Source organism: uncultured Lamprocystis sp. (assembly GCF_903933125.1).
GTDB lineage: Bacteria > Pseudomonadota > Gammaproteobacteria > Chromatiales > Chromatiaceae > Thiodictyon.
On the sequence record NZ_CAIZIZ010000334.1, the window covers coordinates 1 to 14,697 of the forward strand.

The following is a 14,697-nucleotide window of genomic DNA, read 5'->3' on the forward strand; positions in this document are numbered from 1 at the left end:
CGCCGCCGAGCGAAGCGGTCCACGATCTCGGCCCCGCCGCCTGTCCCCGAGCAAGGCACCGCCTCGGGCGTGCGGTTGCCCAGGCACTGGTGCGGTCGCTCGCCGTTGTAGAAGGCGAAATACTCGGTCAACCCCAGCAGCAGCTCGGGCACGGCGGCGTAGTTCTTGAGGTCGATGTTCTCGTATTTCACGCTGCGCCACAGGCGCTCGACGAAGATGTTGTCCAGCGCGCGGCCGCGCCCGTCCATGCTGATGGCAATCCCAGCGTCCAGCAGGACGCCCGTGAAGGCATCGCTGGTGTACGGCAACCCCTGGTCGATTTTGAAAATGGCGGGCGTGCCGTGGGTCCGCAAGGCGTCCTCCAGGCAGTCCACGCAGAACCCCGCCTCCCAGGTGTTGGCGAGTTGCCAGGACAACACCCGCCGCGTGTACCCGTCGATCACCGCCACCAGATACACGCATCCATGCTCCAGACGGATGTCGGTGATGTCGGTGCTCCAGACCTGGTTGGGGCGCACTACCGCGACCCACCGCAACAGGTACGGGTAGACCTTGTGCTTGGGGTGCGGTCGGGCAGGGGCGCAGGGCCTCCGGGCCGCTGGTGACGGTCAGAGGTGCCGGGCGGCGGCCAAGTTCCACCGGGGTGGTCTCGCGGGTGCTGTCGCGGCCGGCTTGTAGTTCGGCGACGCGGGCTTGGTGGATGTCGAAGCCGATGACTGGGCGCTGTTTTCCGAATTCGACCGCGAGCGGCAGGCCGACGTAGCCCAGGCCAATTACGGCGATGGGAGTGTCTGGATCGCTGAGGTGCACGTGGGTTGAGTCCATGGGCGTGTTCCGTTATGCCTTGGCGATGTACCAGGGGATGGCGATCGCTAAGCCGTCGCTCAGGCGCTAGCAGCCTGTCGGACTACCCTTGCCGGCATAGGCCCGTTCCAGGTCGCTCAGATCCAGACTTTCCACCACCTCGACCACGTCGCGCGCCAGGTGCCCCTCGCGCAGCCACTCCTGGACCGACGGGGGAGGAGGAAGTCGATGTCGCGGTCGATCAGATGGAATTTGCTCATCTTCGCCAGCCCTCTTGGAGTACGACTGTATCTCCTACCCCGCCGGAATGCAGAGCCTAAGTCCGACAGGCTGCTATGGTTCCTCGGACTTAAGCTCGACCCGTCCTTTACTCTCAAAGACGAGCGTCGACGGTCTGCACCGGCAGAACGGACTTCACGTCGTAGAGGATTGACTTGGGTTTGGCCCAGCGGCGGATCCCGGTCGCGCCGGTCTCGATGAAGTCGCGGTGGGCGACGGCGAGGATGATGGCGTCGTAGGTGCCTTCGGCCGGGGGCTCGGGCAGACAGTCGAGTCCGTATTCATGCTTGGCCTCGGCGCGGTCGACCCAGGGGTCGTAGCAGTCCACGGCGATGGTGTAGTCGCGCAGGGCCAGGATGATGTCGATCACGCGGGTATTGCGCAGGTCCGGGCAGTTTTCCTTGAACGCGAAGCCGAGGACCAGGATGCGGCTGTTGCACACGGGGATGCCGGTTCGGAGCATGAGTTTGACCACGGTTTCGGCGACATGGGCGCCCATGCGGTCGTTGATACGGCGCCCGGCGAGGATGACCTCGGGGTGGTAGCCGATGGCGACGGCTTTGTGGGTCAGATAGTAGGGGTCGACACCGATGCAGTGTCCGCCGACTAGGCCGGGGCGGAAGGGGAGGAAGTTCCATTTGCTTCCGGCCGCTTCGAGGACCTCCAGGGTGTCGATGCCGAGTTTGTTGAAGATGAGGGCGAGCTCATTCATGAGGGCGATGTTCAGATCGCGCTGGGTGTTCTCGATGACCTTGGCGGCTTCGGCGACACGGATGCTGCTGGCCGGGTGGGTGCCGGCCGTGATGATTTGGTTGTAGAGGGCATCGACGATGGCGGCGATCGCGGGGGTGGCGCCGCTGGTGACCTTTTTGATGGTGGTCAGGCGGTGTTCGTGGTCGCCGGGGTTGATGCGCTCGGGGGAGTAGCCGCAGTAGAAGCCGTTCCGGTCGGGTGGCGCTGGTGGCTTGTCCGTGGCCTCGGTGGTGGAGTGTCGGATGACGCTGTCGCTCATCCGACCTACGGCATTTGTCTGGGTCGGTGCTCGGCGGTCGGGGTTGAGGGGTGTCTCGGGAACCGTGGTGCGGCGGTCGGCGTGGAGGTAGATCAGACCGGAGGCGCTGGCGAGCACGGGGACGCAGTCTTCCTCGGTGCAGCCGGGGTAGACGGTGGATTCGTAGATGACCAGGTCGCCGGGTTTCAGCACCTTGCCGACGGTCTCGGAGGCCTTGATCAGGGGCGTGAGATCGGGACGCTTGTAGTCATCGACCGGGGTGGGCACGGTGACGATGAAGATGCGGCAGGGGCGCAGGGCGTCCAAATCGCCGGTATAGCTCAGGTGGCGGGCGGCGGCGAGATCCTCGGGGCTGGTCTCGCGGGTGCTGTCGCGACCGGCCTCGAGCTCGGCGATGCGGGTCGGGTTGATGTCGAAGCCGATCACCGGGCGGTGTTTGGCGAACTCCACGGCGAGCGGCAGACCGACGTATCCCAGGCCGATGATGGCGATGGGGGTGTCGGGATCCGTCAGGTGGGCGAGGTGTTTGTCCATGTGTGCTCGGGGCGCTGGCTGTGGGTCCGGGTTCGGGGGTTTGGGCTTCGGGCGCGCGACGCGGAGCGTCGGGGGCTACACTCCCACGCGGAGCGTGGGAGCGAGTGACGGTGACGTGCGCTGCGAGGTCTTCGGGGCTGGTCGTCTCTCTGGCCCGCTCAGTTGGGTTGCTGATTCCCGGAAATCGCCCTATTCATCAGACGACTTGTCGCTGCATGGCGATGGCTTTAACTTGGCGCGCCACGCGCGATAGGCCGCCGCCAGATCAGCCGCCGCCGCAATGGCGGACTCGATTGCGGCAAAACGCGTTTCCGGTTGCTCGGGATATTCATGGGCGAGACGGTTGCGGATCTCGCGCCAGCCCAGCCAGTTGTCGACATCGATGAAGCCCAGTTTTTCGAGCCGGTTCAGGCGATCGATCATGGGCCAGTCTTCGAAGGGCTCCGACAGCGCGGCAAGGGTTGCCGGAACCAGGCGCAAACCCAGGGTATCCTGCAGCTTGCTGAAGCGGAACAGCAGTTGATCGAGAATCCTCAAGGTCTCGGGGTCCGTCTCCAACTCCAGCAGGTTGGCGGGGGGCGCGGCGTGCCAATCCTGCAAGGCGGACTCCAGGGTAGCGAGGTGTCGATCGGCTTCCCAAAGAGCTGTGGCGAGCGGGTTGTGGTCGGTCATCCCGGGACTCTGGTCAGCACTCGACTGTCGCGGCGAGCGACACGGATGATCGGCCGGTCGTCCGGCACGCCGGCAGGGGCGATGAGGACGTCGATGCGTCGCTCGCCCAGCAGGCGATAGAGCCGGGCGATGAAGCGGTGACGCTGCTCGACCAGTTCTTGCGGCGAGAGCGGGGCGGACGGTTCGACCAGCAGATCGATATCCCCGCCGCGCCGGCTGTCGTCCAGGCGCGATCCGAATAGGCGGACCGTCGAGCGAGGGGCGAAGGTCTCGCGGGCTGCCCGCTCGATCGCGGCGATTTCTGTCGGGTTCAGGCGCATGCAAAATCTCCCGGCAAGCCACGCGCCGACGCGACGCAAGCCGCGTCGCGGATTGGCAGCACCGTCGCCGCGATGTCAGGCCGTCGTGGATTGGGGCAAAAAGTGCTCATCGATCAGTTGTTCCAGAGTGTAGGGGCAACTGGAGGGGAACGCGTGCTCCAGCAGACCGGTTTCGCCTGCCGCCAGCAATCTGGCGCTGATGACGCTGTCCTCCAGATCGCTGATCAGTCGGGGCTTTAGGCTTGGGCTGTTAGGCTCGTGACGCGTAGCGTCGGGGCTACACTCCCACGCGGAGCGTGGGAGCGAGAAGTCAATGGCCTAGGCGCTGTGCTGGCTGTACCAGGGAATGGCGATCTCCAGGCCCTCGCCGAGTCGATGGGTGGGCGCATATCCCAGACGCGTGGCGGCCTTTGTGATGTCGGCCAGGCTGTGGCGGACGTCGCCGGGGCGAAAATCGCGGTAGCTCGGTTGTGCGCCCTGCAGGTGCGGATAGCGCGGCAGCAGGTGGCGGTGGATCAGGGCGTAGAGATCGTTGAGCGTGGTGCGCTCGCCGACGGCGACGTTGTAGACCTGGTTCGCGGCTTGCGGGGTGGTCGCGGTGGCGGCCAGGAGGTTGGCCTGCACGGCGTTGTCGATGTAGCAGAAGTCGCGGCTGGTCTCGCCATCGCCGTTGATGAAGACAGCTTGGCCGGCGATGAGCGCGGCGGTCCATTTGGGGATGACCGCGGCATAGGCGCCGTTGGGGTCTTGGCGTCGGCCGAAGACGTTGAAGTACCGCAGACCGATGCTGTCCAGGCCGTAGGCACGCGCGAAGACGTCGGCGTACAGCTCGTTGACGAGCTTGGTGACGGCATAGGGCGAGAGCGGCTTGCCGATGACGTCTTCATGCTTGGGCAGGCCGGGATGATCGCCGTAGGTGGAGCTGCTGGCGGCGTAGACGATGCGCTTGACGCCGGCATCGCGGGCGGCGAGGAGCATGTTGAGGAAGCCGTCGATGTTGGTGGCGTTGGTGGTGATCGGGTCATCGAGCGAGCGCGGCACGGAGCCGAGGGCGGCTTGGTGCAGGACATAGTCGGCACCGGCGCAGGCTCGGCGGCAGTCGGCGAGGTTGCGGATGTCGCCTTCGATGAAGGTGAAGCGGTCCCACTGGGCTGGTGTGACCAGGCGTTGGACCTCATCGAGATTGCGCCGGTGGCCGGTGGCGAAGTTGTCGAGACCGATGACGGTTTGGTCGAGCCCGAGCAGCGTCTCCAGGAGGTTGGAGCCGATGAAGCCGGCCACACCGGTGATGAGCCAGATACGCGGGGCGGTTTGGTGGGCGGCTTTGGTGTTGTCGTAGGTCGTCATAGGGGCTGTTGCTGCTGGCGATCGGCGTATCTAAATGATTCCCGGGACAGGATCTACGGGCCTGATCGGGTCGAATGTATTGGCCCCGCAACCACTTCGCTTCGCTCAGTGGGCGAATCAATTCGCGTCTACACTGGTGGGTGGGATCGGACTTCTGAGTCGAGTTGCCGCTCCGCGTGGGAGTGGCGTTGGGACGCTCCGTGTCCCTGCCGTCGAAGTGATGCGCGGTATCGGGGATGTGTCGGTCGTCCGGCGCGGCATGGGCGCCTCGGCGTCTGGGCTACACTCCCACTCGGCGAGACTGTGCAAGTATTCGCTCGCGCTGTCGGGCGGCGCGTTTTCGCGCATCAGCGCGCCGCAGCAGGCGCAGGGCGCGTTCACCCGACGGCAAGATCGGGCTGGCGAAAACACTCGACAAGACCGCCGATCGCCTCACCGAGGCGCTTGAGCACTCTGGCGAGCACCCGAAAACGCACGCCGAGACCACCCCCGTCAGCGCCCGTCTCGCGGTGCGCCCGGCACAGGGCGATGAAGTCCTCGACGCCGAAGAGACTCAGCAGTCGTCGGAAGTTGTAGCAGTGAACCAATAGGGCCATTTCACCGCGCACCTTTTCGAAGCCGCGCATCAGGAAGTGATCCCAACCCAGCCAGCGCTTCATCGTCCCGAATGGATGTTCGCAGAGCGCAGCGCGTTGGCGCATCGCCTCGGGGGAGGCGGCCATCCGCGTGCGGTGGCGATCCACGGCATCGGCATGCTCGGAGCGGTAAATTTGCCGGCTCGGGGTCTTCTCGGGCAGACAGGCGTCGCGCTGCGGGCACGCCCGGCAGTCGCGCTCGTCGCTGCGGTAACGCTGGCGCAGGACACCGTTCTTGGCCGCGGGCTGCCCGCTCGGCGCGAGCTGCTGGCCAGCCGGGCAGATGTCGACATCCAGCTCGGCGTCGTCGTGGAAGGCGCTGCCGGGCAGGCGGCCCTCGGCGTGGGCCGAGCCCTTTTTCTCGGGCAGCGGGACGTAAACGGTGATGCCGCGCGCCTCGCAGGCCGCGATCTCAGCCTCGGTGAAATAGCCGCCGTCGGCGAGGATCTCCGGAGACGGAACCTCCGCCCCCTCGGGGGCGTTGTCCGCGAGGACCTGGCGGGACTGCTCGGCCATCACCGTGAGCTGGCCGTAGTCGTTGCCGGCGTTGGTGACCTCGTGGGTCGGAATCAGGCCGTGCCGATCGTCGACAACGACCTGCACGTTGTCGCCGGTGACCTGCTTGCCGTTTTTGGTGAGCCGCCGGGCGTCCGCATCGGTGCGCGAGAGCTGCGTCTCGCCGGTCTCGGCGAGGACCTTCAGCTGATCACGCCGGCGCCGAGCACGCTCCTGCAGCGCGGCGAGCTGCTCGGCAGTGAGCGTGGGCTGCGCCGGGCCGGACGCCTCGCCGGCATCGGCGGTGTCGATCTCCTCGTGGTAGCGCTCGATGTCGCGCTCCAGTGCCGCCAGCTCGCGCTCGAGCTGCTGTTTGGTTTTGATGCTGCCCGCACTGACATTGCCGTTGAAGAAGCTGCCGTCCGGACCGACCCGGGTGCCGCCGTACAGCCCCGGCTCACGGCACAGCAGCATGAACTCGCGATTGATCGCCTTGAGCGCCTTGGCGTTGTCTTTGCAGAAATCCGCAATCGTGTGGTCGCCCGTCTGCAGTCCCTTCGGTAGCCACATGACCTCCAGGTTGCGTTGACACTCGCCGGCCAGCCGCCGGCTGGAGTGCACCCGGTTCAGATCGCCGCAGAGATCGAGCTTGAGAAGGTCGGCCGGATCATAGGCGGGTTGGCCCGCACCACCTGCCCCGGCACCGTGCTTGAACCCCGGTTCACCGACATCGACCATCAGGTCGACACAAGACGCCGATAGCCCGTGCCGGGTTGTCCTCTGCGATGTCATCCTCCACGCTCGGCGGCAGCAACATCGGCTGGCTCGGCTCAAAGCCGCGCTTGTAACGCCGCCCGCGCAGGACATCGGCCACCGCGGCGGCGGCACGCTTCGGTGCGGGCGTGCCATCATCCTCGCCCGGCGGCAGGAAGGCGAGCTGCTCGGGCGGCAGATGCGGCGGTGGGCAGGGCGTCGGCATCGGTGCGTCCACGGTCACTCCGGCGGCGGGATCTCGGCGGCGATGCGGCGTATTTTAGCACTCCCGCCCCTTTGGTGAAGGGCGGTGGAATACTTGCACAGTCTCGGAGCGTGGGAGCGAACACCGAGGTCCAACTGGGAACTCGGGAAAAACTTGACGGCGAGCAGGCTCAAGAACATGTTGGCCCGGCCTGCCTGGCGGCCGAGCCGTTCGATACTGGCGATGTTCTCGCTTCCCAGCTGCTGGTGTGCCAGCGCCAAGCCGTCGCCAGGATGCTGGCGAGGTCGGCATATTCCGGCTGCCAGCCGAGCGCACGGCGGATTCGGGAAGCATCGCCGACCAGACGAGCTGGGTCGCCGGGCCGGCGTGGTCCGATCTCGACGGGGATGCGCTTACCGGTGACGCTCTTGGCTTGTTCGATGACCTCGTGCACCGAAAATCCCTGTCCATTCCCGAGATTGTAGGCCGTGCTCTCGGCGCCCTGCTCCAAGGCTTGGAGTGCGAGAACGTGCGCCTGGGCCAAATCGGTGACGTGGATATAGTCGCGGATGCAGGTACCGTCGGGCGTCGCGTAGTCGTCGCCGTGGACGGTGACGGCCGGACGTTGACCGGCGGCGGCGTCGAGCACGAGCGGGATCAGGTGTGTCTCCGGGTCATGCGCCTCGCCGATCTCGGCCTCCGGGTCGGCGCCAGCGGCATTGAAGTAACGCAGGACGATCGACTTGAGACCGTGGGCGGTGTCGAAGTCGCCGAGCATGCGCTCGATCATCAGATTGGAGGCACCGTAGGGGTTGATGGGACGCTGCGGATGCTGATCGTCGATCGGGGTCTGCTCGGGAACGCCGTAGGTGGCGCAGGTGCTGGAGAAGATCAGCTTGTCGATGCCGCGGTCGCGCAAGGCTTCGAGCAGGGTCAAGCTCCCGGCGACGTTGTTGCGGTAATACTTGCCGGGGTTCTGCACGGATTCGCCGACGTAGGCGTAGGCGGCGAAGTGCATCACGGCGGCGGGGCGATAGCGTTGGATAACGGCATCAAGGCGGACGCGGTCGGCAATGTCGCCCTCTTCCAACGGGCCCCAGCGCACGGCCCAGCGATGGCCGTAGACCAGGTTGTCGTAGCTGACGGGGGTGTACCCCTCTTGCGCCAACGCTTTACAGGCATGGCTGCCGATGTATCCAGCACCCCCGGTGACGAGAATGTTCATGAAGCAGGTCTCCCGGTCAGCGTCTCGGTGACTGTCCGCGGCGCAAGAGGGCATCGAAGTAGGCGATGGTCGGCTGGAGGCCCTCGCGCAACGTCACCTTCGGCTCCCAGCTCAAGGCGCTGCGGGCCAGCCCGATGTCCGGCTGGCGCTGCTTGGGATCATCCTGCGGCAGGGGTTCGTGCACCAGAGGGGCGCTTGAGCCGGTGAGATCGCGGATGGCCGCGGCAAGCTCGATCATCGTGAACTCACCGGGGTTGCCGAGGTTGACCGGGCCGGCGAGGTCATCGGGGCTGTTCATGAGCCAGATGAAGCCCTCGATCAGATCGTCGACATAGCAGAACGAGCGTGTCTGGGTGCCGTCGCCGTAGAGGGTAATGGGCTTGTTCTGCAGCGCCTGGACGATGAAGTTCGAGACCACCCGCCCGTCGTTGGGGTGCATGCGCGGCCCGTAGGTGTTAAAGATGCGGGCGACTTTGATGCGCATGCCGTGCTGGCGACGGTAGTCGAAGAAGAGCGTCTCGGCACAGCGCTTGCCTTCGTCGTAGCAGGACCGAATCCCGATGGGGTTGACGTGGCCCCAGTAGTGCTCCGGCTGTGGGTGGATGGCCGGGTCGCCATAGACCTCGCTGGTGGATGCCTGGAAGATCTTGGCCTTCACCCGTTTGGCGAGGCCCAGCATGTTGATGGCGCCGTGCACGCTGGTCTTGGTGGTCTGCACCGGGTCGTACTGATAGTGAATCGGCGAGGCCGGGCAGGCCAGGTTATAGTCTCGTCGACTTCGACATAGAGCGGGAAGGTGACGTCGTGGCGCATCAGCTCGAAATACGGGTTGTCGAGGAGATGGGCGATGTTGTCCTTGGTGCCGGTGAAGAAGTTGTCGAGACAGATGACGTCGTTGCCTTCAGCGAGCAGGCGCTCGCAGAGATGGCTGCCGAGGAAGCCGGCGCCGCCGGTGACGAGGATGCGTTTTCTGAGTGAATAGGCCATTGGGCTTTACGGGTGATGGTTAACAGCGGTTTGCTGACGCTTGCAGTGGGGGCTGGCTGAGCGATCACGGCCATGGCCTCGGGGTCCGGCAGGCTGCCGGGATGGCGGAGCGAGCGGTTTGCCGGGCGCTGCTTCGTCCCGGCTTGGAGGCCGCCGGGACACAGGGCCAGGGACGGTATCTTGCAACCAGCACATCGCCCATGGTTGCGCGATGGCCTTGCCTGGCACTGGGTTCCGGCATCCTTGCCGGAACGACGGACCGAGCGGTGAACCGCGATCTGCGTCGTCCCGGCTTGGAGGCCGGGACCCAGTGCCAGGGACGGTAACCCACAACCAGCACACCGCCCAAGGTTGCACGATGGCCCTGCCTGGCACTGGATTCCGGCATCCTGCCGGAATGACGGGTTGCAAGATCCGCGGCGACCCGGCAGGGCGGGGGCGCGGCGGCAGTGCTTGGCTTGTGCTTGGGGCACCGGGCTGGCTGAGTGGTGCCATCCGTGGCACTGGGTTCCGGCAGCCTGCCGGAACGACGGGGTCAGGCGTTCGGGTCGAGGTCCGCAGCCGGGTCGGCGTGCAGGGCGCGGACGTCCTGGCGCAGACGGGCGATCTCGGCTTCCAGGGCCAGGTATTCGGCTTCTTTGCGCTGGAGGAAGCGCAGGGTGATCTGGGCCTTTTGCTCGATACCTCGCGGGGTGAGCAGGTAGGTGTAGGCCCGTTTGTCTTTGCTGGTGCGGAAGTTCTGGATCTTGATCCAGCCTTTGTCGACCAGGGCACGCACGCAGTAGTTGGCGGCGCCGACGCTGACGCCCAATTCCCGCGCCAGGGCGCGCTGGGAGAGCGCGGGGTTGGCTTGCAGCAGGCGCAGGGCGTGGAAGTGGCGGTCTTCGCTCACGGCGGGGGCGGCTCCTGGGGGCTTCGGTGAGGTCCGGATCACGTTGTCTAGCGTTCGCACCTGATATCCAGACAGACCTTCGGGTAGGGGCGGGTTTGAAACCCGCCCCTACGTCCGATTATCACGTCCGAAGGCGATACCTGCACGGCCAGCCGGAGGTTGAGGCCTCAGTTGGGTGCGGGGCGCCGCCCGCTAAAGCGTCGGCCTCTGGTTGGGGTGCACCGGGCGCTGGGGGGCGGGGCAGCGGAGACCTGAGGCGACCGGTGCGGGGCGTTCGAACGGGTCCGGACACGCTACCGCCCTACCCAGTCAGTGGCGGGCATGGCCGAGGTCATTGGTTCGCACTATTTGTTCGGTCCTTAAACGACGGGGCCATGCTAACGCGGGTGAGGCGCGGCGGCAAGGTGGTTTGGCCGTTTGGCTGGCGGCGGCGCCCGGCGCGGGAGACTGGGTCGCTGTTTGCCGCGACAACTCCCAGGAGTCCAAGGCTTCAGCCTTGGCCAGGCGATCCAAGGCTGAAGCGTTATACTCCAGCCGGCCGGTGCCTCGGCTGGCCGGAATGCTGATCAAGGCGGTACTGCGCCGGATGAGAGGGCACCGCGCGATCTGCGGCGCTACAGGCGGCCGTCGACGGCATCGACCGGCAACACGGATTTCACGTCGTAGAGGATCGACGTGGGCTTGGCCCAGTGCCGAATCCCCGTCGCGCCCGTCGCGATGAACTCGCGATGGGCAACGGCGAGGATGATGGCGTCGTAGGTGCTGGGCGCCGGGGGCTCGGGCAGGCAGTCGAGGCCGTATTCGTGCTTGGCTTCGTCACGGTCGATCCAGGGGTCGTAGCAGTCGACGGTGAGGTTGTAGTCACGCAGGGCCTGGATGATGTCGATGACGCGGGTGTTGCGCAGATCCGGGCAGTTTTCCTTGAAGGCGAGGCCGAGCACCAGGATGCGGCTGTGGCAGACGCCGATGCCGCGCTTGAGCATCAGCTTGACCACGGTCTCGGCGACGTGGGCGCCCATGCGGTCGTTGATGCGCCGCCCGGCGAGGATGACCTCGGGGTGGTAGCCGCTGGCGACGGCTTTGTGGGTCAGACGCTTGGCTTCGAGTCCAGCTCAGCCGACAGTTGGTTCGCGCGGGCTGCGATTTTGTCGATGGGCAAATCGGACAGGCCTTGCTGACACCACGCCGTGTCATTCTGGCCGCGAATCCGGTCATGCTGTTGGGGCTCAACCCGCGTTATCTCCGATCAGGTCCTCAAGGCTGGCGGCATCGAAGATACCGTCGAGCCAGGTGTCTAATTGCGCGACCGGCACCGCATCGATCCGCTGCTCCGCCCATGCGGGTAATGGGCCGAAACGGCGCGTGAGCAAACGCTTGAGGCTTTCGGCCTTGCCCTTCGCCTCACCCTTCGTCTCGCCCTTCGTCTCGCCCTTGGCCTCGCCCTCGGCAAAGATCGATTGATACGCCTTCGTCTCTTGAATCGGGGTCACTAAATTCAGCATCGCCCAGATCTCCTTCGCGGTCAGTCCGCGAAATCGCTCGAAAAACCAAAACTCCAACACCTGCCCCAGAATCTCGCGCACCTCCGGGGCGAGCGACCCATCCTGCACGGTACGCCACAAACCCTGCGCACGGGCACGCAGGTCATCATCGTCGTCGATCAGCAGCGGCGCGAAGACCGCCACATAGGGGTTGTCCGGCTCGCGCACTAGCCAGTCCGGCAAGACGCACCGCAGCGCAACCTGCAGCAACGGCGCTTCGGCCTGGTTCGCCCAGCGCGGAAAGCGCGGACGGTCTTGCTCGCGCAGAAAGATCCCCACGCCGATCACGTCCCGATGCGGATGCTCCTCGCCGTACAGACCGATCTTGGTGAGCAGGTTGTACCAAGCCTTCTCCGAGTGCTGACCCTGGAATTCGACCACGTAGACCGGCCCATCGTGCCCGTCGGGCTCGAATATCCCGTCCAAACGCCGCTCCAGACCTTTGATCGTCAGGGAACAGAACCGGTAGGGACCGATCAATTCACGACCGCCGGTGAGCACCCGGAAGGCTTCGGCGCCGGCGGAGAGAAAGAGGTAGATCGGGTGGTCGGTCTTTATCGGAACGCTCGGTTGGAGGTCTTCTTGCTCCCCTGCGGAGAGCCTGCGCAGGGACCCGCCGCGGAGACGCGCCGCAGGTTCGACTCGCGGCCGATGCCATGACCCGGGCGTTCTCGGTGGTCCGTCGGGTCGCTCGGACGGAAGCGCAAACCACCGGCCGTGAATCGGCGGGCATCGTCCGACCCGACCTTTGCCCTCAGAGACGACCATCGACGGCATCGACCGGCAACACAGATTTCACGTCATAGAGGATCGACTTGGGTTTGGCCCAGTGACGAATCCCGGTCGCACCCGTCGCGATGAAATCGCGATGGGCAACGGCGAGGATGATGGCGTCGTAGGTGCCGGGTGCCGGGGGTGCGGGCAGACAGTCGATGCCGTATGCGTGCTGCGCTTCGTCACGGTCGATCCAGGGGTCGTAGCAGTCGACGGTGAGGTTGTAGTCGCGCAACGCCTGGATGATGTCGATGACGCGGGTGTTGCGCAGGTCCGGGCAGTTTTCCTTGAAGGCGAGGCCGAGCACCAGGATGCGGCTGGTACAGACGCCGATGCCGCGCTTGAGCATGAGCTTGACGACGGTCTCGGCGACATGGGCGCCCATACGGTCGTTGATGCGTCGCCCGGCGAGGATGACCTCGGGGTGGTAGCCGCTGGCGACGGCTTTGTGGGTCAGATAATAGGGGTCGACGCCGATGCAGTGGCCGCCGACCAGGCCGGGGCGGAAGGGCAGGAAGTTCCATTTGCTGCCGGCCGCTTCCAGCACCTCCAGGGTGTCGATGCCGAGCTTGCCGAAGATGAGGGCGAGCTCGTTCATTAGGGCGATGTTGAGGTCGCGCTGGGTGTTCTCGATGACCTTGGCGGCTTCGGCGACGCGGATGCTGCTGGCCGGGTGGGTGCCGGCGGTGATGATTTGGCGGTAGAGGGCGTCGACGACGGCGGCGATGTCGGGGGTGGAGCCGCTGGTGACTTTTCTGATGGTGGTCAGGCGGTGGTCGTGGTCGCCGGGGTTGATGCGCTCGGGGCTGTAGCCGCAGTAGAAGCCATGGTCGGGCATCGGTGGCGGCGCCACGGGACGCGGGAGCGCCCGCGCGGGCTCCCACGCTGGAGCGTGGGAGCCAGATGGGGTGTGGAGATAGGTCAGACCGGAGTGGCGCGCGAGGACGGGGACGCAGTCGTCTTCGGTGCAGCCGGGGTAGACGGTGGATTCGTAGATGACCAGATCGCCGGGTTTGAGGACGTTGCCGACGGTTTCGGACGCTTTGAGCAAGGGCGTCAGGTCAGGGCGTTTGTAGTCATCGACCGGGGTGGGCACGGTGATGATGAAAATGCGGCAGGCGCGCAGGGCCTCGGGGTCGCTGGTGACCTGGAGGTGGCGGGCGGCGGCCAGTGCGTCCGCGGCGACTTCGCGGGTGCGGTCGTGCCCGGCTTGGAGTTCGGCAATGCGCGCGGGGTGGATGTCGAAGCCGACGACCGGGCGGTGTTTGCCGAATTCGACCGCCAGCGGCAGGCCGACGTAGCCGAGGCCGATGATGGCCAGCGGGCAATCCGGTGCGCGCAGGTGGGCGAGGGCGGCAGTGGCGGTGCTAGGGTCCATGTCGGGGGTGTTCGGCCGGCGGTCTGGTGGATGCGTGGGGACGGCGTGGATCGCTCAGGCGCCATGGGTCAGCGTGGTGGCCGGGCCTGGGTGCTGGACGCGGACGTTTGGGGGCCAGGTCTGGCGGCACCGGGCTGGCTACGAGGTACCGTCCATGGCACTGGGTTCCGGCATCCTTGCCGGAACGACGGGCTGCGCGATCCGCGGCGGCCGGCGGGGCGGGGCTGCGGCGGCAACGCTTGGCTGATGCTTGCGACACCGGGCTGGCTGAGCGGTACCGTCCATGGCACTGACCCCCGCGGGGTCGTCGGCAGTCAATGGTCGTGACGGCGCTGTTGCTTCAGCCAGGCTTCGATGAGCGCGGGATCGAGACCTTCCAGCCGCTCCTCAAGGGCGAGCCCACGCAGCCGCTTCTCGGGGGCAAGTTCGCGCAGCCGATCCTCTTCCACCAGGCGATCGAGGAACGTCTTCAGGTGCTTGGGATCGCGCAGGACGTCTTCCAGAAGGTCCCGCATCGCGTCGCGTTCGACCTCTTCAACAGTGTATGCCATGGCGGTCTCCAGGCCACCGGTGGCGGCCAGTTGGTCACGCGAGAAGATGCCAATGCGGCTGCGCGGGTGGCGATGGCGTAGCGGCGAACGTCGCGCGCCGGCAGCAACGGGTAGGCACCCGCGGGTTCGGCCGGCGGCTCATCGGTCCCGCGCGCGCCGCTGCGGGCGCGTAGCGAGGCCAGCTTCCGGTAGGTGACGTAGTGGCTGACGCGCTCTTCCAGCGCCCAGGCGTTGAACGGCTCCGCGGCGGATTTGTCGCTGAGCAGGTTGTGGGCAGCCAGATTCTCCAAGCC

At 66.1% G+C, this 14,697-nt stretch carries 13 protein-coding genes and 4 pseudogenes; all 17 read right to left on the minus strand.

The features are described from left to right. Positions 1-575, minus strand: a pseudogene (locus tag QZY03_RS17315) (IS3 family transposase); the annotation flags it as partial. Positions 576-648: 73 nt separating this feature from the next. Then, a pseudogene (locus QZY03_RS17320) lies at positions 649-825 on the minus strand (nucleotide sugar dehydrogenase); the annotation flags it as partial. A gap of 81 nt (positions 826-906) precedes the next feature. Next, a pseudogene (locus QZY03_RS17325) lies at positions 907-1,064 on the minus strand (IS5/IS1182 family transposase); the annotation flags it as partial. A gap of 113 nt (positions 1,065-1,177) precedes the next feature. Beyond that, on the minus strand, positions 1,178-2,629 hold the full coding sequence (locus QZY03_RS17330; RefSeq protein WP_295583243.1) for a nucleotide sugar dehydrogenase: 1,452 nt from the start codon (positions 2,627-2,629) through the stop codon (positions 1,178-1,180). 189 nt (positions 2,630-2,818) lie between these two features. Next, positions 2,819-3,301, minus strand: a complete 483-nt coding sequence (locus tag QZY03_RS17335) for a hypothetical protein (protein WP_295583245.1) — start codon at positions 3,299-3,301, stop codon at positions 2,819-2,821. Next, the gene (locus QZY03_RS17340; RefSeq protein ID WP_007191359.1) at positions 3,298-3,621 is read right to left on the minus strand and encodes a nucleotidyltransferase domain-containing protein; all 324 of its coding nucleotides are present in this window, start codon (positions 3,619-3,621) and stop codon (positions 3,298-3,300) included. Before QZY03_RS17340 ends, QZY03_RS17335 begins: the two co-directional genes overlap by 4 nt. A gap of 75 nt (positions 3,622-3,696) precedes the next feature. Next, on the minus strand, positions 3,697-3,936 hold the full coding sequence (locus QZY03_RS32165) for a DUF29 family protein (protein ID WP_363168819.1): 240 nt from the start codon (positions 3,934-3,936) through the stop codon (positions 3,697-3,699). A 3-nt stretch (positions 3,937-3,939) separates the two neighbouring features. Then, positions 3,940-4,968, minus strand: a complete 1,029-nt coding sequence (locus QZY03_RS17345; protein WP_295583249.1) for an NAD-dependent epimerase/dehydratase family protein — start codon at positions 4,966-4,968, stop codon at positions 3,940-3,942. A gap of 377 nt (positions 4,969-5,345) precedes the next feature. Further along, positions 5,346-6,836: an IS1182 family transposase gene (locus QZY03_RS17350; protein ID WP_295583251.1), complete on the minus strand. Its 1,491-nt coding sequence runs from the start codon at positions 6,834-6,836 to the stop codon at positions 5,346-5,348. After that, on the minus strand, positions 6,820-7,089 hold the full coding sequence (locus QZY03_RS17355) for a hypothetical protein (RefSeq protein ID WP_295583253.1): 270 nt from the start codon (positions 7,087-7,089) through the stop codon (positions 6,820-6,822). The genes QZY03_RS17350 and QZY03_RS17355 overlap by 17 nt, the downstream gene beginning before the upstream one ends. 157 nt (positions 7,090-7,246) lie before the next feature. Further along, on the minus strand, positions 7,247-8,281 hold the full coding sequence (galE, locus tag QZY03_RS17360) for a UDP-glucose 4-epimerase GalE (RefSeq protein ID WP_295583254.1): 1,035 nt from the start codon (positions 8,279-8,281) through the stop codon (positions 7,247-7,249). Positions 8,282-8,297: 16 nt separating this feature from the next. Continuing rightward, positions 8,298-9,268: pseudogene (locus QZY03_RS17365) on the minus strand (UDP-glucuronic acid decarboxylase family protein). Between the two features lie 535 nt (positions 9,269-9,803). Then, positions 9,804-10,160 (minus strand): MarR family EPS-associated transcriptional regulator, encoded by a 357-nt coding sequence (locus QZY03_RS17370; RefSeq protein ID WP_295583256.1) that lies wholly within the window; start codon positions 10,158-10,160, stop codon positions 9,804-9,806. A 614-nt stretch (positions 10,161-10,774) separates the two neighbouring features. After that, positions 10,775-11,179 (minus strand): UDP binding domain-containing protein, encoded by a 405-nt coding sequence (locus tag QZY03_RS17375; protein ID WP_295583258.1) that lies wholly within the window; start codon positions 11,177-11,179, stop codon positions 10,775-10,777. A gap of 207 nt (positions 11,180-11,386) precedes the next feature. Beyond that, positions 11,387-12,259 carry a DUF2887 domain-containing protein gene (locus QZY03_RS17380; protein WP_295583265.1) on the minus strand — a complete coding sequence of 291 codons (873 nt, stop codon included), beginning with the start codon at positions 12,257-12,259 and terminating at the stop codon, positions 11,387-11,389. A 196-nt stretch (positions 12,260-12,455) separates the two neighbouring features. Continuing rightward, complete coding sequence (locus QZY03_RS17385) at positions 12,456-13,853, minus strand: nucleotide sugar dehydrogenase (protein WP_295583260.1); 1,398 nt, start codon at positions 13,851-13,853, stop codon at positions 12,456-12,458. Positions 13,854-14,167: 314 nt separating this feature from the next. Then, positions 14,168-14,404, minus strand: coding sequence for a hypothetical protein (locus QZY03_RS17390; protein ID WP_295583262.1), 237 nt, complete (start codon positions 14,402-14,404; stop codon positions 14,168-14,170). Between the last annotated feature and the right edge of the window lie 293 nt (positions 14,405-14,697).